Raw genomic sequence first — 20,184 nt, 5'->3', positions numbered from 1 at the left:
CTTAAGCCGTGAGGCCGAGGCCGTCCATGCGGCGGGTGTGCGCCGCGATGAGTTCGGTGAAGACCGGTTCGATGCGTGACTCAGTGCTGCCCGCGCGATCGTTCGTGGGATCCGTGGCCGGCATGGCCGACCGGGCCACGAGCAGGGTGTCACCGACGAGCCGACGGCCCCACATCGCCAGCTGTGAGCCGAGCGCCTGGTCGTTTTCGATCGCGGTCTGGAGCTCGTGAACGAGCACGTCGGTACCGGAGTCCTCGCCGAGCAATTGCGCGACGCGAGGCCCGATATCCCGCGGCAGGCCGTCGGACAGCCGAATGAAGAAGTCATCGAGCAAGCCACCGACGAGGTAGCAGCTCAGCAGTAATTCGTGCCAGTTGACACCGGCGGTCTTCGCGCGGAACGCATCGAGGCTCACGACGAACGGGGCCATCTCAACGGCCGGCTCGTGGCCGCGGCGACGAATCTCGGTGATCAGTCCGTGGTGCTTGCTGAGCGCCCGACCGGCAGCGGCGCTGAGGCCTTCTTTAACGGCGAGGTTCGGTGCGGTCGCCACCGCACGGGCGAGGCTTTCGAATTCACCGAGCTCGCTATACGCGGCCTGACCAAGAAAATGCTGCACGCCCGGCGCGAGCGAACTGATGTCCACTTTTTCGGTTGGCCGGGGTGCCCCGCGGGCCGAAAGCCTCGGAGCTTCATTGCGCTGCGGGCGCCGACCGAACCACGTGACCACGGGCTTAGCTTAGAACAGCGCGCCTGTGGCCGCTGTCCAGACGGGGCAGTAAGGTGGAATTACGTCGCCGACAAGGATCGGCGGCCGCTGCCCGAGACGCAAAAACGGGCGCACTTCGCTTCCAGTTAATGACAGGCATACATTCGTGACTTTCTCCGAACTTAATATTGACCAGGACATGGTCGACTCCCTTGCTGCCAAGGGCATCCTCGAACCGTTCCCCATTCAAACCCAAACCATCCCGCTCGCTCTCGCCGGCCAGGACATCATCGGCCAGGCCAAGACCGGCACCGGAAAGACCTTCGGCTTCGGGCTTCCGGTGATTCAGCGCCTCGGACTCGACCCGGAGCCCGGTGTGCAGGCGCTCATCGTCGTTCCGACGCGCGAACTGTGCGTGCAGGTCTCCGAAGACCTCGAACTCGCCGCGGCGAACCGTAATACCAAGATCGTCTCCATTTACGGCGGCAAGGCCTATGAGGGTCAGATCGAACAGCTCAAGGCTGGCGCTCAGATCGTCGTCGGCACCCCCGGCCGTCTGCTCGACCTCGCCGGCCAGCGTTTGCTCACCCTCGCCAACGTGCGCGAGATGGTGCTCGATGAGGCCGACAAGATGCTCGACCTCGGCTTCCTCTCCGACATTGAGAAGCTGTTCGCGCAGACCCCGGCGACCCGCCACACAATGCTGTTCTCGGCGACGATGCCCGGACCGATCGTTGCCCTGGCCCGCCGCTTCATGAACCGCCCGATTCACATTCGCGCGACCGACCCCGACGAAGGCCTCATGCAGGCCAACATCGAACACTTGGTCTACCGCGCGCACAATATGGACAAGGATGAGGTCATCGGCCGCATCCTCATGGCTGAGGGCCGTGGCAAGACCATCATCTTCACCCGCACCAAGCGCGCCGCCGCGAAGCTCGTCGAAGAACTCGGCGACCGTGGCTTCAACGCCACCGCCGTGCACGGCGACCTGAACCAGGAACAGCGCGAACGCGCCATGGCCAGCTTCAAGAGCGGCAAGAAAGAGATTCTGATTGCAACGGATGTCGCCGCTCGCGGCATCGACGTGGAAGACGTCACCCACGTGATCAACCACACCATTCCCGAAGACGAGAAGGCGTACCTGCACCGCGTCGGCCGCACGGGTCGCGCCGGCAAGACCGGAATCGCCGTCACCTTCGTCGACTGGGACGACCTGCACAAGTGGTCGCTCATCAACAAGGCCCTGGACTTCGGCCAGCCGGAACCGATGGAAACGTACTCCTCGTCACCGCACCTCTACACCGACCTGAATATTCCAGCCGGCTCCAAGGGCCGCCTGCGCGCCACCCCGGTGAAGGAGGTCACCGCGGGTGACGCTCGCACCGGCGGGGCCGGACGTACCGGCGGGTCGCGTTCCGCCGGAGCGGGCAGCCGATCCGGCGCGGCACGATCTGGTCGCTCGGAGAGCGGGCGCTCCGAGGGCGGTCGTGGCTCCGGCCGTGGCGACTCTGCGCGCACCGGTTCTGACCGGCCAGCGACGAGCCCGGTTGCCGACGACGCCAGTCGCCCCGCCCGGTCACGCACCCGCGTCGGCTCCAGCACGAACCCGGACGCCCCGGCGGCAACTCCGGCCGCCGGCACGCACGATGGCGGCGGAGCCGAGCACCACGACGGCAACAACGCCCCGCTGCGTCGCAGCCGCACCCGTCGTCGCTCACCGCAGACCGGCAGCGCGATCTAATAGCTGCTCAGCACCGCTCGCGCCCGGCACCCGGGCTGCCCTCGCTTCGGCTTCGGCAGTCTCGGAGGTCGGGCGCGTTTGCGTTCAATGCTGCGGCATCCGCTTCAGGGGATCAACCGTAAACCGGAGCCGCGCCGCGGCCCTCGGCGATGATGCGGTCGAGAACGTCGGGGGCTGTGGTGTTCTCGCCGAGCAGGTTGGGCTTGCCGGTGCCGTGATAGTCGCTCGAACCGGTGACGGACAGCCCGAATTTGGCGGCGAGCTCGTACAGCCGTTTGGTGGGTTCCGGATTATTCTCGCGATGCTCCAGTTCAAGCCCGAACAGTCCGGCCTCAACCATCGTCTTCAAGCTGGATTCAGCGACGACGTCGCCGATTCCACGGGTGGCGGGGTGGGCGATAACCGGCACTCCCCCGGCGGCGCGCACGAGCTCGATCGCTCGCACCGGATCTGGAGCGTAGTGCGGCTGAAAGTAGCCGGCCTTCCAGTGCAGAATGTCGGCGAAGGCCGCGCTGCGATTGAGGGCGTGCCCGCGGGCCACGAGGGCATCGGCGATATGTGGCCGGCCGACCGTGGCCTCAGGGGTGGTCTGGGCGAGCACATCGTCCCAGCTCAGGTCGTAGTCCGCGCCGATGCGGGCGACCATCTGTTCGGCCCGGCTGAGCCGGGCTGCGCGCACGCGGGTCATCTCCGCCAGCAGCGCCGAATCGTCAGGGTCAAAAAGATATGCCAAAAGGTGCACACTGGCGTACCGCACGCGGGTGCTGAATTCCATTCCCGGAATAAGTGTGAGGTGCTCGGTGCGTGCGGCCGCGGAAGCCTCGGCCCAGCCGACCGTCGAATCGTGGTCGGTGAGGGCGATCGTGCCAAGCCCCGCCATGGCTGCGGCGTGCACGAGCTCCGCCGGAGTCTCGGTGCCGTCCGACACGCTCGAGTGTGCGTGAAGGTCGATCGGACCCCGAAATTGCCGCGCGACTGCCATGCTCCCATGCTAGTTGGACACCTGCGCCCGTTCATTGCTGACCCGGCACTGGGGATTCCCCAGAATACTGATCTAGGGTTCAGAACAATGTTCTCCAGACTCCTTCGGGCACTGATTCTGATCGGTGCCGCCGTCATCCTGCTGGTGGTGACCTGGCCGCAGGCGTTCGGCCTGCACAACAGCTGGGTCGTCGCCCATCTGGTGTCCTTTCGCGCCGTGGCCGTCATCGGCGCGGTCGTCGGGCTCGTCCTGCTCGGGGTACTACGGTTTATTCGCCCGCTGCGTCGAACATTGGGAATGGCCATGGTGCTGCTCGCCCTGTTCGGTATCGCCAACGTCGGCATTCTGGCCTCCCGCGGTTTCACGACCACGGTTTCGCCCACCCAGGGTCAGCTCAGCGCCGAAGCGGATGCCGACTCCGTCACCGTACTCAGTTGGAACACGCTCGGAGACGCTCCCGGCGCCGCGGTCATCGCCGCGCAAGCGCTGGCCCAAAACGCCGACGTCGTGACCCTGCCCGAAACGACGGAAGAGACCGGCATTCTGATCGCCGAAGCAATGCGCGACGCCGGCCGCCCAATGTGGGTGCACACCCTGGCCTTCGATCTGGTCTCCAAGGCCCGCTCCACCACCGTGCTGATCAGCCCCGACCTGGGGGACTACACGGTCACCAACGCGGCCGGGTCCGGGCCGCCGGGCAACACCAACGTGCTGCCGACCGTGGTGGCCGAACCGGTCGACGGGACCGGCCCGACCATTGTGGCGGTGCATGCCGTTGCGCCGATTCAGTATGAGATGTCGAACTGGCGCAGCGATCTCGACTGGCTCGCCACCCAGTGCCTGGGCGACGACGTGATCATGGCGGGCGACTTCAATTCCACGCTCGACCATATGGCGGGGCGCGCGAGCGTCGGCGGCGGCTCGGTTCTCGGCAACTGCTCGGATGCTGCCCTGTCAATCGGTGCGGCATCCGTCGGCACGTGGCCGACCGCGATGCCCGCGCTGCTCGGCAGCCCGATCGATCACGTGATGGCCACCCCGAACTGGCGGGTCTTGGACCTGCAGGTGATCGAGTCACTGGACGAGGCCGGAAGCGATCACCGACCGATCGTGGCGACGCTGACGCCGGCCAGTTAGCTTCGGACAGCCGCGCAGCATCCGCTCGTCGCAGCATCTGCAGCACCCGATCGGGCGCCGCCCAGAGTGCGGTGTGAGAATGGGGGAATGGCTGATACTACTGCTCCCGCACTTATTCCTGCCGCGCGTTCGAACGAGAACCGTTCGACCACTCCCGGGTCTACCGGCTTCAAAGCTTTCATCGCGAGCGGATGGGCCGAACGCACCGACGTTCTGCCTCCAGCTCGCGAGCAGGCACCGTTCGCCGCCGCACGTCGCGCCCGGCTATCCGCGCAGTACCCGGGCCAGCGACTGATCATTCCGGCCGGCCGCCTCAAGCAGCGCTCCAACGACACTGACTACGCCTTCCGCGCCCACTCGGCCTTCGCCCACCTCACCGGCTGGGGCAGCGACAGCGAACCCGGTGCCGTGCTCGTGCTGGAACCAGCGGCCGCTGTCGGCCACGACGCGACCCTGTACTTTCGCGAGCGGGCCGGCCGCGACTCCGACGAGTTCTACGCCAACCCCGACATCGGCGAATTCTGGATCGGACCGCGTCCATCCGTCGCCCAGGTCGCCAGCGACCTCGCCGTCGAGGTGCGCGGCATCGCCGACCTCGCCGCAGTGCTGAAGGCGGTCGACAGCGAAACCCTCGTGTTGCGTGAAGCCGACCCGACCTTCACCGAGCAGGTCGACGAGGCCCGCCTGCGTTTCGCCGCCGAGCGGGTGCTCAGCAGCAACGCCACCGACTCTCCGTTCAGCATCGAGATCAATGCCGAGCATGAGCCCGACGCCGGCCTGGCCCGGGATCTGTCCGAACTGCGCCTCGTCAAGGACGCCTGGGAGATCGCGCAAATGCGCCTCGCTGTCGCCGCCACCGCCCGCGGATTCGACGACGTCATCGCCGACCTCCCCCGCTCCAGCCAGCACGCCCGCGGCGAACGCCTCGTCGAGGGTGTGTTCAACACCCGCGCCCGCAGCGACGGCAACACGGTCGGCTACGACACCATCGTCGCTTCGGGCCCGCACGCCTGCATTCTGCACTGGACCCGCAATGACGGCGTTGTCGCCGCCGGTGACCTCATTCTCATCGACGCCGGCGTCGAACTCGACAGCTACTACACCGCCGACATTACCCGCACCCTCCCGGTGAATGGCGTCTACAGCGACGTCCAGCGCCAGGTCTACGAAACCGTGCGCGAGGCAGCGGATGCCGCCCTCGCCGTCGTTCGCCCCGGTGCCATCTTTCGCGACGTGCACGCCGCCGCGATGCAGGTCATCGCGAGGCGCACCGCGGAGTGGGGAATGCTCCCGGTCACCGCGGAGGAGGCTCTTCTTCCGGACAACGGCCAACACCGCCGTTACATGGTGCACGGCACCAGCCACCACCTCGGCATCGACGTGCACGACTGCGCGCAGGCACGCCGCGACATGTATATGGACGGCGTGCTCGAACCGGGCATGGTCTTCACGATCGAACCCGGCCTGTACTTTCAGCCCGACGACCTCACCGTGCCGGCCGAATTCCGCGGCATCGGCGTGCGCATCGAAGACGACATCCTGGTGACCGCCACCGGAGCCGAAAACCTCTCCGCAGCTATTCCCCGCACCGCGAATGAAGTTGAAGCCTGGATCGCCGCGAAGCAAAGCTAAACAGGTTCGCGAGAGCGCAAAAAGTGCCCGATTGGGAGTCCCAATCGGGCACTTTTTGCGCTCTCGCGTGACTATTGGGAGGGGACCGGAGGATCTACCGGGGGCGCAGCAGGCGCTGTTGGCTCGGCCTCGCGGAATCCCGAGAGTAGGTTGCGGGCCCGGTTGACCAGTTCGACGTCGACGATGATCTGGTAGTTGGTCGCGATGACCTGCATGGTCGAGGTGAAGTCGCGGCGGCGGCGGTTGATCGCGTAGCTCGCAATGCCGAGCAGCATGCCGAATCCGGCACCCATGATCAGGGCGGCGAAGACGAACGGTAGGCTCGATCCGGTCGGCGAGAACAAAAAGAACAGAATCCCGAAGAAAATTCCCAACCAGGCACCAGATGCCGCGCCAGCGAGCGCGACCCGGCCGTAGGTGAGTTTGCCGGTCACTCGCTCGACACTCTTGAGGTCGTTGCCGACAATCGCCAGCTGCTTCACCGGAAAGTCCGCCTTGGCGAGCGTGTCGACCGCGCTCTGCGCATCGGCGTAGGTGCTGTACGTCGCGAGCACCTCTCCGCGCGGCAACACGGGAGGCAAAACTGGGCGACGCCGGGGAAACAGACTCTGGTTGCTCATTCCGGTATTCTTTCACGCAGACCTGTTGACATGCCCGATCGTGCCACCTCAGGTAATCCATTCAATGGACTCGGCGAACGTCTCCGCACCGTCGTCGTCGTCAAAGACATTGGCCACCATGTGGGTGACGAAGAGCGCAAAGCCCAGAGCAATGTCCTTGAAGAGCTCGCGGTCGAACGGGCCGTACCACGAGACACCGCCCGGGCTTTCGGGGTCCAAGTCGAGCCGGTTGATGGCGAAGTCACCCTCCAAAGAGAGGATGACGATTCGGAGCGAGCGAAACGGCGGGTTCCCGCCGATCAGGTCGCCGAGACCCCGTGCCTCCTCAGCGTTGACCGCCAGGAGGTGGGACAGCGAGACGGCATTGTCTGCGGTGCGATCGGTTGCTACCGCAAATTTCAGGTAGCTCATCCGGTCGCCGGAGACCAGGTGGATTGATTCGGCCTTGACCGATAATTGCCGATAGGCGAGGATGTCGTGCGCTGCGTTCAGGAGACCGGTGAGCGCCCGGCGGGCAGCGGCGCTGTCTTTGACTTTGCCGTAGTCGGGTGCCACTCCGCTCCAGATCAATTTCACGGCTCGCCTCGCCGGTGGAATGCCGTCCTTCGCCGGAAAGCTCAACGTTCGCCCTGCGCCCGGAAAGCGGGCCCGGCCAAGCGCCGCGCAGTGAACTTTTGTCGGGAATCATGGGCAAGTTCGCAAACGGTCATGAGCGCAACCCTATTCCGTGCCGGCAATTCGTGCCTGGTCACCATCGTCGGGCTGGTGGCCGACACGGGAAGTCGTGCCGGACCACCAATGTCGGGCCAGTGGCCTACATTTATATTGTGAGTGCCACTAGAGTTTTTGTCGCCCGACTGGCCGGGTGCACCGTTTTCGACCCCGCGGGCGACCGCGTGGGCAAGGTGCGCGATGTTCTCGTGGTGTATCGAAAAAACGACCCGCCCAGCGTCGTCGGCCTGATCGTGGAGATCCCCGGTAAACGCCGGGTCTTCGTGTCGATTAACCGGGTCACCAGCATCGGCAGCGGCCAGATCATCACGACCGGCCTCATCAATGTTCGCCGCTATGAGCAGCGCGGCGGCGAGGTGCGCGTCATCGCTGAACTCCTCGGCCGCAAGGTGCTCTTCACCGATGGCTCGGGCGACGCCACCATTGAAGACGTCGCGATCAAGGAGGGCACGGAGGCCGACTGGGCGATCAGCCAGCTGTTCGTGCGTCGCCCCAAGACCAGCGCCTCCCCCTTCGTCAAGGGCGTCACGACCTTTGCAACCTGGGCAGAGGTGCGCGAGAAAGCGACCGAAGGCCAGGCGCAGTCTGCCGAACACCTCATCGCGACCTATTCCGATTTGAAACCGGCCGACCTCGCCAATACCCTGCTCGACCTGCCGCGCGAGCGCATGTTCGAGGTGGCCGGCGAGCTGCCCGACGATCGCCTCGCCGACGTGCTCGAGGAGATGCCAGAGACCGATCAGGTCGGCATTCTGACCAGCCTTGGCGATGCCCGCGCCGCCGATGTGCTCGATCAGATGCAGCCCGACGATGCGGCCGACCTCATCGCCCAGCTGCCCGAGGAGCGCGGCGAGCAGCTGCTCGACCTGATGGAGCCCGAAGAAGCCGAAGACGTGCGGTTTCTGCTCTCCTACGCTCCCGACACGGCCGGCGGCCTCATGACGACCGAGCCGATCATCGTCTCGGCCGATGCCACCGTCGCCGAGGGGCTCGCGCGCATCCGTCGTCATGATCTTGCCCCGGCACTCGGTGCGGCGATCTGCGTAACTCTGCCCCCCTACGAAGCTCCCACCGGTCGTTTTCTGGGCATGGTGCATTTTCAGCGGATGCTGCGCTACCCGCCCCACGAGCGGCTCGGCACGCTGCTCGACGCGGGTCTGGATCCGGTGACCGCCGACACGTCGGCCGCCGAAGTCAGCCGTATTCTGGCGAGCTACGACCTTGTGTCGGTGCCCGTGGTCGATGAGAATTACCGACTGGTCGGGGTGGTGACGATTGATGACGTGCTCGACTACCTGCTGCCCGACGACTGGCGCAGCCACGACGGCAATGATGATGTGCGTCGCCGCGCCGCCGCCCGCAGCGAGCTGAGAACCGGCAGTATCCCGCTCCCCGGAGCGCAAAGGACGACTCGTGGCCCGCAATAATCGCGCCGACCTGCGCCTCGATGCGCCCAAGGGGCTGCGAACCGGCAACCTCGTGGGTCTCGGGCGCAACGGCGGCCACAGCCGGGACCGGTTCGGCCGCTTCACCGAGGCCATCGCCCGCGGCATGGGGACCCCCTGGTTTTTGCTCGGACTCACCCTGTTCGCCGTCGCCTGGATCTCCTGGAACACGCTCGCCCCGGTTGCCTGGCGATTCGACTCCGTCGCGCTCGGCTTCATCGCCCTGACCCTCGTGCTCTCGATGCAGGCTTCGTATGCCGCGCCGATGATTCTGCTCGCGCAGAACCGTCAGGACGACCGTGACCGGGTGCAGTTCGAGCAGGACCGCCAGCGGTCAGAACGCACCCTCGCTGACACCGAATATCTCGCCCGTGAGGTCGTGGCCCTGCGCATCGCGATCAAGGACATGGCCTCGAAAGACTTCATCCGCGCGGAACTGCGCGCGTTGCTGGAGCATCTGGATGAGCGCAGTGATGAGCGCAGCGACGAACGAGCAGCCCCAGACAGCACCGACGAAAGCCGCCCCACCGCATGACTTCTGCACCTTTTCCTCCGGCCCCTCTGACTCCAGAGCCCGACAGCATCCGCTCCCGCGTCTTCACCGCCCTAGCCCGGGTGACCGACCCCGAGATTCGCAAGCCCATCACCGACCTCGACATGGTGTCCGGGGTGAGCGTGAGCGATGACGGTCAGGTGAGCGTCGGCATCCGCTTGACCATTGCCGGTTGTCCGGCCGCCCAGCGCATCGAGAGCGACGTTCTGGCCGCCGCCGAGTCGGTGTCCGGGCCTGGGCGCGCGAGCGTCGAGGTGGCGATCATGACCCGCGAGCAACGCACCGCGCTGACTGAGAAGCTGCGCGGCGGCCAGGTGGCACGCAGTGTGCAATTCGGCCCGGAGTCGCTCACCCGCGTTTACGCGATCACGAGCGGCAAGGGCGGCGTCGGCAAGTCCACCGTCACCGCGAACCTGGCCGTGGCGCTGGCCGGCGAAGGCTTGCGAGTGGGAATCGTCGACGCCGACGTGCACGGCTTCAGCATGCCCGGCCTGCTCGGCCTGGTGCACGACGGCCTCGCGGTCAAACCAACCCAGGTCGGCGACATGATTTTGCCGCCGATCGCGCACGACGTGAAGGTCATCTCGATCGGCATGTTCATCGACGACGCGTCGGCCGCGGTCGCCTGGCGCGGACCGATGCTGCACCGCACGATCAAGCAGTTTCTCACCGATGTGTACTTTGGCGACCTCGACGTGCTGCTGCTCGACCTGCCACCGGGCACCGGCGACGTCGCCATCACGGTCGGCCAGCTGCTCCCGCACGCCGAGGTCATCGTCGTGACCACGCCTCAGTCCGCAGCGGCCGATGTGGCCGAACGCAGCGGCGTCGTGGCCCGCCAGACCGGGCAGAGCGTCTACGGCGTGATCGAGAACATGTCGGCGATGGTGCAGCCCGACGGCAGCTTGCTCGAGCTGTTCGGTGCGGGCGGCGGCGACGAGGTCGCCAGGCGCCTCTCCGTCGGGCAGCCCGCGCCGGTGCCGGTGCTAGCGCAGGTTCCGCTGAGCCTGGCCCTGCGCAGCGGCGGTGATGCCGGGCTCCCGGTCGTGCTCGGCGCGCCCGACGACCCGGCCGCTCGCGCCATTCTGGAGCTCGCGCACCGCTTGAAGACGCGGGCCCGCGGACTGGCCGGCCTCAGCCTGGGCCTCACACCGCGCTAGTCGGCCCGGTAAAACCGCCCGGGAATCCTTATTCCTTCGGCTTCACCAGCGTCGCCGCATGGTCGGGAACCTGGTGATTCTCCTCCCGCGGCGGCCGTTCATAGTCCGAAGCCGGCGGCCTGGGCGGAATGTGCACCTTCGGCGGGTCCGTTTTCTCGTACGGCACGAGCGAGAGCAGATGGCTGATCACGTTCAACCGGCTGGCCCGCTTGTCCTCGCTCTCGACCACCCACCAGGGCGCTTCGGCGATGTCGGTGTGCACGAACATCTCATCCTTCGCCTTGGAATACTCGACCCACTGGGTGATCGACAGCACATCCGTTTCGGAGAGCTTCCAACGCCGCATCGGGTCCTTCAGCCGGGAGCGAAACCGTCGTTCCTGCTCCAGGTCAGACACCGAGAACCAGTACTTGACCAGCAGAATTCCGTCTTCGACCAGCATCCGTTCGAACAGGGGTGCCTGGTGTAGAAACCGACGGTATTCATCGGAAGTGCAGTAGCCCATCACCCGCTCGACGCCGGCCCGGTTGTACCAGGAGCGGTCCATCAGCACGATCTCTCCGGTCGAGGGAAGGTGCTCGATGTAGCGCTGAAAATACCACTGGCCGCGCTGGCGCTCGGTCGGCATCGGCAGCGCGACGATGCGCGCCACCCGGGGGTTGAGATATTCGGTGATGCGCTTGATCGCCGAACCCTTGCCGGCAGCATCGCGGCCCTCGAAGATCACCACGACGCGGGCACCGGATGCCTTCACCCACTGCTGCATCGTGACCAGTTCGGCCTGCAGCCGGGCGAGTTCGGTCTCGTAGATGGACTTTTTTACTCGCTTGGGCTGCTTCAACTCGCTCATCCGTTCTCCTTGGAGCGTTACGTCGCCTCAGAGTCGAACGGGGCCGGCTCGAGCGCGGCCAGGGCGGCTTCCCTGGCACGTTTGCGTTTCAAATAGGCGCCGTCGGGGTTCGGCTCGGCCCGGGAAATTGACGCGGATTGCTCCTTGACCGGGTCTTCATCGGCGAGGGCTTCTCGAATGATGCGGCGGGGATCGTACTGGCGTGGGTCGAGTTTTTTCCAGTCCAGATCGTCGAACTCCGGACCCATCTCGTCGCGCATGCGATCTTTGGCACCATTGGCCATGTCGCGCAGCTGGCGTACCAGGCGAGCAAGCTGGGCGGCGTAGTGCGGCAACTTGTCTGGGCCAAGCAAGAAGACAGCGATGATCCCGATCAGCAGAATCTTTTCGAACGTCAGCCCAAACATGTCCCTAGAATATCTGCCCGGCGGGGCATCCATGGACCAGTCCACCTCGGCCCTAGTCTTGAGCTAATCATCTACTGGAGTTATTTGTGTCTGACATTGAATTGAACTGGAAGTTCTCCGACGACTGTGTCGTCGAATCCGAAGCCATCGCGCGCGCGCGTCAACAATCCCTCGAACTCGGGATCGACGCGATTGCACCCTCGGTGGGCGCACAGTCCGCCGTGATCGCCGCCGCCACCGGGGCCCGCAGCATCCTCGAGGTCGGTACCGGGGCCGGAGTATCGGGGATCTGGCTGCTCACCGGCGCGCCCGGCGCTACCCTGACCTCGATCGATACCGAGGTCGATCATCTACAGCACGCCAAAGCCAATTTCGCCGAGGCGAAGATTCCGGCCAACCGGGTTCGCCTGATCACAGGCAAGGCCGGCGAGGTGCTGCCCCGCATGAACGAGAATTCTTACGACATTGTGTTCGTTGACGCCGACCCGCAGTCGGTCATCGAATACGTTGAACACGGCCTGCGCCTGGCCCGCCCGGGCGGAACCGTACTCGTGGCGCACGCCCTGTGGCGCGGCCGCGTCGCCGACCCGGCGCAGCGCGACGACGTGGCCACCGGTTTTCGCACGCTGCTGACCGAGATCGCCGGGTCGAGTGCCGTGATCAGCGCGCTCTCCCCCGTCGGCGATGGGCTGCTGCAGATCACCAAACTGAGCGCTTAACCGACCGCACATAGAAAAGAACGGCTGCGCGAGCAGCCGTTCTTTTCTGTTTCGAACTAGAGGAACGCTACTTCGCTGCAGCGACAACCCCTGCGAGTGCATCGTGAAGTTCCTTGGCCTCGGCGTCGTTGACTGATACAACGAGCCGACCCCCACCTTCGAGCGGTACACGCACGATGATCAGGCGCCCCTCTTTTACCGCCTCCATTGGACCGTCTCCGGTTCGTGGCTTCATGGCCGCCATGAACTCCCCTTCCATTCGTCTTTGTATATCCATTATCGACTATCTCGGCCCGAGACGTAAATTAGGGCCTGATCGCGGTCGTTTAAGGCGGTGTCCAGTCGTAGCCGTCGACGCCCCAGCAGATCAGCAGCCAGCCCCACTGCCCGGCCACGCAGACCAGAACGATCGCCACGCGATAGGCCCGGTTACGCGGCATCGCGGCCGCGCCGAGCAGCGGAAACATCGGCATGAGCAGCCGAAACGTGCTGGACTGCGGAAAAAACACCGCAAGCAGGTACAGGGCGTAACTCGCCAGCCAGAGCCGCAGGTCAACGCCGAGACGTCGCACGGCGGGGGTGAACAGCAGTAGCGCGAAGGCCAGAATCAGGGCGGTCACCACGACGATACCCAACGGGCTGCCGAGCCACCAGACGCCGCTCTGGAACCAGGCCGTGAACGGCACGAGCTCCTGATAGCCGATGTACGGTGCTCGCCAGGCCAGTTCCGTGTCGGTATAGGCCATCAGGTCGCCGGTCGCCGCCCACGCAGCGAGCGGCCAGGCCAGTCCCATCAGAGCGCTGAACAGGGTAACGGATGCCGCCAGCATCCGCTCTCGAGGCGCAAAAGGATCACGCGCGCGCGTGACGAACCGATAGATCACGTGCAGCCCGAGCGCGAGCGCGAAGGCCAGCCCGCTCGGCCGGGTCAGGGCCATCACCGCGATCACCGGAAACAGCAGCCAGTAGCGGCGTTCGAGCAGCAGGTAGAGCGCGAGAGTCAGAAAGAAGAGGTACATCGACTCGGCGTAGGCGAACTGCAACATGGGCGACAGCGGGGCGGCACAGAACAAAACGACCGCGAACAGGGCCGTGGCCGGCGACTGAACCCGAGCCATCAGCCGGTAGAACAGCAGCGCGGTGCCGAGGCTGAAAGCGACCGAGACGAACACCGCCACCGGCGCCCAGGATAACCCGGTCAGTTCCATAAGCAGGCGCGCCAGTACCGGGTACCCCGGCATGAACGCCCAGGCGTTCTCGCCGATCTGGCCGGTCGAGGTTTCCGGCAGCACACTCGGGTAGCCGACAACGGCGACGATGTTGTACCAGTTGCCGTCCCACATATTGGCGAAGTCGGTGTATTTCGGGCTCGCGCCGGTCCAGGCGTTGGGGCCCTGCACGCTCGCCAGAATGAGGACCAGGCTCGTCGTGACCACGCGCGACAGCGCCCAGACCACGATCACCTTGCCCCACCACGGCGTCAGCCGATAGCGGGCCTGCCACGCAGCGGGCAGCCGGCGGGCGGGCGGGCGGCGGCGGTCTGGGCGGCGGGTGGCTTGGTTGCGGGAGCGCAGCGTCCGCTCAGTCATCGTTCTGTCGCTGCGTTAGCGAACGGATGCGCTCAGCCAGGCGCGCAGTCCGATCTCGCAGGCCGTGATCTCTTCTACGGCCACGCGCTCGTCGTCGGCGTGCGCCTTCAGCGGGTCGCCGGGGCCGTAGTTGACGGCCGGAACGCCGAGGGCGGAGAAGCGCGCGACGTCGGTCCAACCGTATTTGGGCTTGGCCACGCCGCCGACGGCAGCGAGGAACTCGCGGGCGAGCGGGGCGTCGAGGCCGGGGCGCGCGCCCTCGGCCCGGTCCACGACCGTCAGGTCGTAGCCGGCGAACAGCTCGCGCAGGTGGGCGACGGCCTCATCGCCGCTGCGGCTCGGCGCGAAACGGTAGTTGACGTGCACCATGCACTCGTCCGGGATGATATTGCCGGCGACACCGCCGGTGATGCCGACCGCGTTGAGTCCTTCGCGGTAGACCAGGCCCTCAACCTCAACCTCGCGGGCCTGATACTCGGCTAAAATGTTCAGGATGGGTGCGGCCTTGTGGATGGCGTTCTCGCCGACCCAGCTGCGCGCGGAGTGCGAGCGCAGTCCGAACGTGCGGATCTCGACCCGCAGGTTGCCGTTGCAACCGCCCTCGACCTGGCTCTTGGTCGGTTCGCCGAGAATAGCGAAGTCGCCATGGAACAGGTCGGGACGATTGCGGGCGAGACGGCCGAGGCCGTTGAGCTCGTCGGAGACCTCTTCGTGGTCGTACCACATCCAGGTCACGTCGACTCCGGGGTCGCTCAGTTCGGCGGCGAGCTTGAGCTGCACGGCCACCCCCGCCTTCATGTCGACGGTGCCGCGGCCCCACAGGTAGTCGACGCCGTCGATCGTCTCGTAGCGCGTCGGCAGGTTGTCGTTGAGCGGCACGGTGTCAATGTGGCCGGCGATAACGACCCGCTGGGCACGATTCAGGTTGGTGCGAGCGACGACGGTGTCGCCGTCGCGAATGATTTCGAGGTGGTCGAAGCCCTCCAGCGCGGCGACGATCGCATCGGCCAGGGCGGTCTCATTGCCGGAGACCGACTCCATATCGCAAATTTGTCTGGTCAGTTCGATCGACGTTGCCGTCAGGTCAAGCACGGTGAATTTTGCTGGGGCCGGAAGTCTAGAAGTCACCCTACTAATCTAGAGGTATGCCCTCCGTTCTGACCAAAAACGCCCCTTCTGACGCCACTCCGACCCAGGCGTGGGGGTATGGTCTCGCCTCTGTCGCCACCGACGGCACCGTGCTCGACACCTGGTTTCCGACCCCGGCCCTCGGCGCCCTGCCGACCGGCCGCGATCGCTGGATTATTCCGGCCGAACTCAGCGAGGCAGCCGGTGACGACGTGCGTCGCGCGGTGCGCCTCGAAGCCGTCACCGTTGAGATCACCCTTGACGCGGCCCCAGCCAGCACCTCGGATGCCTATCTGCGGCTGCACCTGCTCTCGCACCTGCTCGTTCTGCCGAACAGCATCAACCTCGACGGTATCTTCGCGCACCTGCCCACCGTGGTCTGGACCAACGCCGGCCCCATGCTGCCGGTCGACTTCGCCCGGCTGCGCCCGGCCCTGCAGCGCGCCGGCATCCAGGCCAGCGGCGTCGACAAGTTTCCGCCGCTGCTCGACTACGTCGTACCGGCCGGCGTGAGAATAGCGGACGCCTCGCGCGTGCGGCTCGGCGCGCACCTCGCGCCCGGCACCACCGTGATGCACGAGGGCTTCGTCAACTTCAACGCCGGAACCCTCGGTTCCTCGATGGTCGAGGGCCGTATTTCGCAGGGTGTCGTGGTCGGTGACGGCGCCGATATCGGTGGCGGGGCATCCATTATGGGCACGCTCTCTGGCGGCGGTACCCAGCGCATTTCGATCGGTGCCCGCGCCCTGCTCGGCGCCAACTCCGGGGTCGGCATCGCCATCGGCGACGACAGCGTCGTCGAGGCCGGGCTCTACGTCACGGCCGGCACCAAGGTGATTCTGATCGGCGAGCCGGTCGGGGAGGACGGCGCGCGGCCGACGGTGAAGGCCGTGGAGCTTTCCGGCGTGCCGAACCTGCTCTTTCGCCGCAATTCCATCTCCGGCGCCGTCGAGGTCCTCGCCCGCAGCGGCAGCGGCATCACGCTGAACGCCGCGCTGCACGCGTAGCAGCTGCAGAGCGGATGTCGGCGGGTTCCGCTAGCATCCGGGTAGGGCAACACGCGAGGGAGTGATGTGGGCACCGACGCACCGCGCAGCAAGGGCCATCGCCGCATTCGGCGGTTGCTGATCGCGCTCGGTGTGGTGCTCAGCCTCGTCCTGGTCACGGCCGGGCTCGGGGTGTGGACGGTGACACGGTCGTTTCCGACGCTGTCGGGCACCGTCGACATCGAGGGATTGTCGAACCCGGTGACCGTGACTCGTGACGAAGCCGGGATACCTCAAATCACGGCGAAGACCGCGGCCGACCTGTTTCTGGCCGAGGGCTACGTGCACGCCCAAGACCGCTTCTGGGAGATGGATTTTCGCCGGCACGTGACCAGCGGCCGATTGTCGGAGCTGTTCGGCGAGAGCCAGGTGGGCACCGACACGTTTGTGCGGACGCTCGGCTGGCGAGCCGTCGCCGAACAGGAGGTAGCACTGCTCGACCCGGTCGCGCTCGGCTATTACCAGTCCTACGCCGACGGGGTGAACGCCTACCTCGACACCCACGACGGCGCCGATCTGTCGCTGGAGTATGCCGTTTTGGGCCTGCAGAACCCCGGGTATGAGGTCGAACCGTGGACTCCGGCGGATTCGGTCGCCTGGCTCAAGGCAATGGCCTGGGACCTGCGTTCCAACCTTGATGATGAGATCGACCGGGCACTGCTGTCGACGACGCTCACCCCGACCGAGGTGAACCAGCTGCACCCCGAGTACCCCGCGGGAGCACACCCGACCATCACCGGCAGCCAGACAGTCGTCGTTCCGTCGGCCGGGGCGCCGGAGGCTGCCGAGCCGGCCGAGCCGGCCGGTGAACCAACGGCTGAGCCGTCCGCCAGCACCGGCCTCGATTCGACCGTCGAGTCCGCGTCCGTCGACTCTTACGCGGGGGCGCTCACCGAGTTGCGCGCCGTACTCGGGGCAATTCCGGAGCTGCTCGGGCCGGCCGGCGGCGAGATCGGTTCCAACTCCTGGGTCGTCGCCGGCTCCCTCACCAACACCGGCATGCCACTGTTGGCCAACGACCCGCACCTCGGGCCGGCGCTGCCCTCGGTCTGGTACCAGGTCGGGCTGCGCTGCCAGTCGATCACCGCCGACTGCCCGTTCGACGTCGCCGGATACAGCTTCTCCGGTTTGCCCGGCGTCATCATCGGTCACACCGAGCGCATCGCCTGGGGTTTCACCAACCTCGGACCCGACGTCGCCGACCTCTACATTGAAAAAATCACCGGCGACAGCTACGAATTCGACGGCGCGGCGAAGCCGCTCCTGCTGCGCGACGAGAAGATCTCGGTGGCCGGCGGCGATGACGTGAAGATCGAGATTCGCTCGACCGAACACGGACCGTTACTCAGCGGATTCGACGGCACCACGTACCAACGCATCGCCAGCGACTATCCGAAAGCGGCTGGACTGCCGACCGCTTCCTCCGGGGCAGAGTCCGACGCCGAGGCCAGCGGTGTTGACCTAACGACGTATGAGCTGTCCCTGCAGTGGACCGCGCTGACACCGGGGCGAACGGCATCCGCTATTTTCGCACTCAACCAGGCGACCGACTGGACCAGCTTTCGGGCTGCCGCTGAACTGTTTGAGGTTCCGGCGCAAAACCTGACCTACGCCGACGTCGAGGGCAATATCGGCTATCAGGCTCCCGGGCTCATCCCCATTCGAGCCAGCGGTAACGGTACCCTTCCGGTGCCGGGCTGGACCAGTGAATACGGCTGGACCGGCTACATCCCCTTTGATGCGCTGCCGAGTACGTTCAATCCGCCGAGCGGATACATCGTCACGGCCAATAACGCCGCCGCCGACCCGGGCTCCCCGAACCTGCTGACCGCCGACTGGGATCTCGGATACCGGGCAAACCAGATCACCGCTCGACTGCAAGAACTCATCGCGGTTGGTACTCCGCTCACCGCGGAGCTGATGAGCGACATTCAGGGCGACAACTACAGTGCCATCGCGGCTGCGCTGGTGCCTCGGCTACAGCAGGTGCGCCTCACCGGTTCAGCAGCTGAGGCGCAGCAGCTGCTCGATGGTTGGGACTACCAGGTGGATGCCGACAGCGCGGCGGCCGCCTACTTCAACGTGATCTGGCGCACGTTGCTGAAGGACATGTTCACCGGAAAGGTCGATGACGGCGCCCACCTCACCGGTGGTGACCGAGCGTTCTCCGTCGTGACGAGCCTGCTCGGCCAGTCTGACTCGCCGTGGTGGTCCAACCCCACCTATGGCACCGTCGGTCAGGAGAGCATGTTGCGGCGGGTCATGACGAGCGCCGCCGCCGAGAGTGCCGATCTGATGGGATCCGACCCGACCGACTGGCAGTGGGGCGGCATCCACACGCTCGAGCTCAAGAACGCGAGCTTCGGTGAGTCGGGGATCGCCCCGCTGGAATGGCTGTTCAACCGCGGACCCTACGAGTTGGCGGGCGGATCCGCCGTCGTGAACGCCGTCGGCTGGGATGCCACCCAGGGCTACCAGGTCGACTGGGTGCCGTCGATGCGGCAGGTGATCAGCCTGGAGAACTTCGACGACTCCACCTGGATCAATCTCACCGGGGCATCCGGTCACGCCTTTCATTCCAACTACACCGATCAAGCACCGCTCTGGCGCGACCATGAGACGCGCCCGTGGCTGTTCACCCCCGCCGCCATCAAGGACGACGCCGCCGACACGCTCACCCTCGAGCCCGCCGCGTAGCCTGATTCTGGCCCGAACACCAGCCTGTGGAGAACTTTGACGGTGTTGTAGCAATCCGGTCTATGGTGACCCCATGCGTAACCCGCCGCGACGCCGCCCCGTGCACAGAGCTGTGCTCACCGCTGCCGTGCTTTTCCTTGCCGGCACGCTGAGCGGATGCCTGGCCGCTCCCGTCCCGCCCGACACGGCATCACCCGTCGCGAAAGCTACGGCCGCTCCCGCTGAAGCTCCCCCGATCTTCGCCTCGAACGACGAAGCCCTCGCTGCCGCGACTTCGTTCTATTCGTCGTATCAGGCAATGGCCAACACAATTTCGCACGAAGGAGGAGTAGAGCCGCAACGAATCACACCCTTCGTGACGAGTGAAATGCTGTCAGGCGAAATTGCATCCTTCCAGCGATTGGCCGAAAACGGAGTCCATCTCGTCGGGGACCTCGGCTTCGATTCCATGAAAATACAGTCCGTGAATCTCAGCGAAGGGTCGCTGGTCATTTACATGTGCCTCGACGTTTCCGCGACAGATATCATCGACGTCACCGGGCTGTCAACTGTTCCTCCCGATCGCGTTTCACGGCATCCCCTTGAAGTGGCACTGGTTCAGGACCCTACGGCCAGTCGTCTTTTACTAGAGAGATCGGAAACATGGACCGGCGCAAACTTCTGTTAGGGATCGCATCTCTCTCAATCAGCATTGCGATCCTTGCCCCCAACCCCGCATCGGCGGTGTCCCACGACTCGGCGGTATGGCTTGCAGGCCTGTCTGGCTACAGTATGGACCCATCCGCGTTTGAGGAACCCGCCCAAGGCGTTGTCAACGGCGCTGGCATTGATGTGTCCGTCGGAACAGTCGGCATCTCGGACACCGGTAGCAGTGGCGAATCGGACGACGCCACCGGTAGCGGCGGCGGCTCGGCGGGCGACCTGAAACGACCGGCCATGTGCGTGAGCCACAAATCGACGACGGAACCCAGCCAATGGGTTCCCTGCAACACCGGCGGCCTCAGCGACATAGTGGAACGACACCCCCAGCTCCT

General features: G+C 65.7%; 20 protein-coding genes. 11 read left to right on the top strand and 9 right to left on the bottom strand.

Features of this window, described 5'->3' with window-relative positions:
• Position 1 precedes the first annotated feature (1 nt).
• Positions 2-646 carry a ferritin-like fold-containing protein gene (locus E3O45_RS01895; protein ID WP_241985180.1) on the bottom strand — a complete coding sequence of 215 codons (645 nt, stop codon included), beginning with the start codon at positions 644-646 and terminating at the stop codon, positions 2-4.
• Positions 647-875: 229 nt separating this feature from the next.
• On the opposite strand from E3O45_RS01895, the gene E3O45_RS01890 reads away from it, so the two are divergent.
• Positions 876-2,453 carry a DEAD/DEAH box helicase gene (locus tag E3O45_RS01890; protein ID WP_134441307.1) on the top strand — a complete coding sequence of 526 codons (1,578 nt, stop codon included), beginning with the start codon at positions 876-878 and terminating at the stop codon, positions 2,451-2,453.
• A gap of 112 nt (positions 2,454-2,565) precedes the next feature.
• Here the strand turns inward: E3O45_RS01890 and E3O45_RS01885 are convergent, their stop codons facing one another.
• Positions 2,566-3,435 carry a PHP domain-containing protein gene (locus E3O45_RS01885; RefSeq protein WP_134441306.1) on the bottom strand — a complete coding sequence of 290 codons (870 nt, stop codon included), beginning with the start codon at positions 3,433-3,435 and terminating at the stop codon, positions 2,566-2,568.
• 87 nt (positions 3,436-3,522) lie between these two features.
• Here E3O45_RS01885 and E3O45_RS01880 point away from each other — a divergent pair, with 87 nt between their 5' ends.
• Both E3O45_RS01880 and E3O45_RS01875 read left to right on the top strand, forming a co-directional pair.
• Positions 3,523-4,572, top strand: coding sequence for an endonuclease/exonuclease/phosphatase family protein (locus E3O45_RS01880; RefSeq protein WP_134441305.1), 1,050 nt, complete (start codon positions 3,523-3,525; stop codon positions 4,570-4,572).
• Between the two features lie 87 nt (positions 4,573-4,659).
• Positions 4,660-6,204 carry an aminopeptidase P family protein gene (locus E3O45_RS01875; protein WP_134441304.1) on the top strand — a complete coding sequence of 515 codons (1,545 nt, stop codon included), beginning with the start codon at positions 4,660-4,662 and terminating at the stop codon, positions 6,202-6,204.
• Positions 6,205-6,275: 71 nt separating this feature from the next.
• Here the strand turns inward: E3O45_RS01875 and E3O45_RS01870 are convergent, their stop codons facing one another.
• Positions 6,276-6,824: a general stress protein gene (locus E3O45_RS01870; protein WP_134441303.1), complete on the bottom strand. Its 549-nt coding sequence runs from the start codon at positions 6,822-6,824 to the stop codon at positions 6,276-6,278.
• A gap of 48 nt (positions 6,825-6,872) precedes the next feature.
• The gene (locus E3O45_RS01865; protein WP_134441302.1) at positions 6,873-7,400 is read right to left on the bottom strand and encodes a hypothetical protein; all 528 of its coding nucleotides are present in this window, start codon (positions 7,398-7,400) and stop codon (positions 6,873-6,875) included.
• Positions 7,401-7,651: 251 nt separating this feature from the next.
• Between E3O45_RS01865 and E3O45_RS01860 the strand changes: the two genes are divergently transcribed.
• The 3 genes from E3O45_RS01860 to E3O45_RS01850 are packed head-to-tail and all read left to right on the top strand — an operon-like array spanning position 7,652 to position 10,714.
• A complete protein-coding gene (locus E3O45_RS01860) occupies positions 7,652-8,983 on the top strand; it encodes a magnesium transporter MgtE N-terminal domain-containing protein (protein WP_092450442.1) in 1,332 nt (443 codons plus the stop codon).
• A complete protein-coding gene (locus E3O45_RS01855) occupies positions 8,970-9,536 on the top strand; it encodes a DUF1003 domain-containing protein (RefSeq protein ID WP_092450248.1) in 567 nt (188 codons plus the stop codon). Before E3O45_RS01860 ends, E3O45_RS01855 begins: the two co-directional genes overlap by 14 nt.
• On the top strand, positions 9,533-10,714 hold the full coding sequence (locus E3O45_RS01850) for an Mrp/NBP35 family ATP-binding protein (protein WP_134441301.1): 1,182 nt from the start codon (positions 9,533-9,535) through the stop codon (positions 10,712-10,714). Before E3O45_RS01855 ends, E3O45_RS01850 begins: the two co-directional genes overlap by 4 nt.
• A 28-nt stretch (positions 10,715-10,742) precedes the next feature.
• On the opposite strand, the gene ppk2 is transcribed toward E3O45_RS01850, so the two are convergent.
• Together ppk2 and E3O45_RS01840 are read right to left on the bottom strand one after the other, a co-directional pair.
• The gene (gene ppk2 / locus E3O45_RS01845) at positions 10,743-11,564 is read right to left on the bottom strand and encodes a polyphosphate kinase 2 (protein ID WP_092450252.1); all 822 of its coding nucleotides are present in this window, start codon (positions 11,562-11,564) and stop codon (positions 10,743-10,745) included.
• Positions 11,565-11,581: 17 nt separating this feature from the next.
• Entirely contained in the window at positions 11,582-11,971 is a 390-nt protein-coding gene (locus tag E3O45_RS01840; protein WP_092450254.1) for a sec-independent translocase, read from the bottom strand.
• Positions 11,972-12,057: 86 nt separating this feature from the next.
• Here E3O45_RS01840 and E3O45_RS01835 point away from each other — a divergent pair, with 86 nt between their 5' ends.
• Positions 12,058-12,690, top strand: coding sequence for an O-methyltransferase (locus E3O45_RS01835; RefSeq protein WP_092450256.1), 633 nt, complete (start codon positions 12,058-12,060; stop codon positions 12,688-12,690).
• Between the two features lie 67 nt (positions 12,691-12,757).
• On the opposite strand, the gene E3O45_RS01830 is transcribed toward E3O45_RS01835, so the two are convergent.
• From E3O45_RS01830 to dapE, 3 genes are all read right to left on the bottom strand, one after another.
• A complete protein-coding gene (locus E3O45_RS01830; RefSeq protein WP_092108645.1) occupies positions 12,758-12,934 on the bottom strand; it encodes a DUF3117 domain-containing protein in 177 nt (58 codons plus the stop codon).
• An 82-nt stretch (positions 12,935-13,016) separates the two neighbouring features.
• Positions 13,017-14,279, bottom strand: a complete 1,263-nt coding sequence (locus tag E3O45_RS01825) for a hypothetical protein (RefSeq protein ID WP_241985179.1) — start codon at positions 14,277-14,279, stop codon at positions 13,017-13,019.
• A 15-nt stretch (positions 14,280-14,294) separates the two neighbouring features.
• Positions 14,295-15,407: a succinyl-diaminopimelate desuccinylase gene (gene dapE / locus E3O45_RS01820; RefSeq protein WP_255452949.1), complete on the bottom strand. Its 1,113-nt coding sequence runs from the start codon at positions 15,405-15,407 to the stop codon at positions 14,295-14,297.
• A 17-nt stretch (positions 15,408-15,424) separates the two neighbouring features.
• Between dapE and dapD the strand changes: the two genes are divergently transcribed.
• From dapD to E3O45_RS17835, 4 genes are all read left to right on the top strand, one after another.
• Positions 15,425-16,414, top strand: a complete 990-nt coding sequence (gene dapD, locus E3O45_RS01815) for a 2,3,4,5-tetrahydropyridine-2,6-dicarboxylate N-succinyltransferase (protein ID WP_134441300.1) — start codon at positions 15,425-15,427, stop codon at positions 16,412-16,414.
• A 66-nt stretch (positions 16,415-16,480) separates the two neighbouring features.
• Positions 16,481-19,150: a penicillin acylase family protein gene (locus E3O45_RS01810; RefSeq protein WP_134441299.1), complete on the top strand. Its 2,670-nt coding sequence runs from the start codon at positions 16,481-16,483 to the stop codon at positions 19,148-19,150.
• 112 nt (positions 19,151-19,262) lie between these two features.
• Positions 19,263-19,817: a hypothetical protein gene (locus E3O45_RS01805; protein WP_166789363.1), complete on the top strand. Its 555-nt coding sequence runs from the start codon at positions 19,263-19,265 to the stop codon at positions 19,815-19,817.
• Positions 19,793-20,184, top strand: a 392-nt coding sequence (locus E3O45_RS17835) for a hypothetical protein (protein ID WP_206750271.1), incomplete at its 3' end; no start/stop codon positions are given. The genes E3O45_RS01805 and E3O45_RS17835, both read left to right, overlap by 25 nt.

The sequence above is a fragment of the Cryobacterium sp. TMS1-20-1 genome (assembly GCF_004402355.1).
Lineage (GTDB): Bacteria > Actinomycetota > Actinomycetes > Actinomycetales > Microbacteriaceae > Cryobacterium > Cryobacterium levicorallinum.
The sequence above is the reverse complement of the archived record's forward strand: the minus strand, read 5'-3'. Positions and strand labels throughout refer to the sequence as shown.

What these genes read in the sequence shown, in the direction of transcription:
- E3O45_RS01885 (WP_134441306.1), bottom strand. Translation starts at nt 3,435, where the DNA reads ATGGCAGTCGCGCGGCAATTTCGGGGTCCGATCGACCTTCACGCACAC.
- E3O45_RS01850 (WP_134441301.1), top strand. Translation starts at nt 9,533, where the DNA reads ATGACTTCTGCACCTTTTCCTCCGGCCCCTCTGACTCCAGAGCCCGAC.
- E3O45_RS01830 (WP_092108645.1), bottom strand. Translation starts at nt 12,934, where the DNA reads ATGGCGGCCATGAAGCCACGAACCGGAGACGGTCCAATGGAGGCGGTA.
- ppk2 (WP_092450252.1), bottom strand. Translation starts at nt 11,564, where the DNA reads ATGAGCGAGTTGAAGCAGCCCAAGCGAGTAAAAAAGTCCATCTACGAG.
- E3O45_RS01840 (WP_092450254.1), bottom strand. Translation starts at nt 11,971, where the DNA reads ATGTTTGGGCTGACGTTCGAAAAGATTCTGCTGATCGGGATCATCGCT.
- E3O45_RS01825 (WP_241985179.1), bottom strand. Translation starts at nt 14,279, where the DNA reads ATGACTGAGCGGACGCTGCGCTCCCGCAACCAAGCCACCCGCCGCCCA.
- E3O45_RS01875 (WP_134441304.1), top strand. Translation starts at nt 4,660, where the DNA reads ATGGCTGATACTACTGCTCCCGCACTTATTCCTGCCGCGCGTTCGAAC.
- dapD (WP_134441300.1), top strand. Translation starts at nt 15,425, where the DNA reads ATGCCCTCCGTTCTGACCAAAAACGCCCCTTCTGACGCCACTCCGACC.
- E3O45_RS01870 (WP_134441303.1), bottom strand. Translation starts at nt 6,824, where the DNA reads ATGAGCAACCAGAGTCTGTTTCCCCGGCGTCGCCCAGTTTTGCCTCCC.
- E3O45_RS01880 (WP_134441305.1), top strand. Translation starts at nt 3,523, where the DNA reads ATGTTCTCCAGACTCCTTCGGGCACTGATTCTGATCGGTGCCGCCGTC.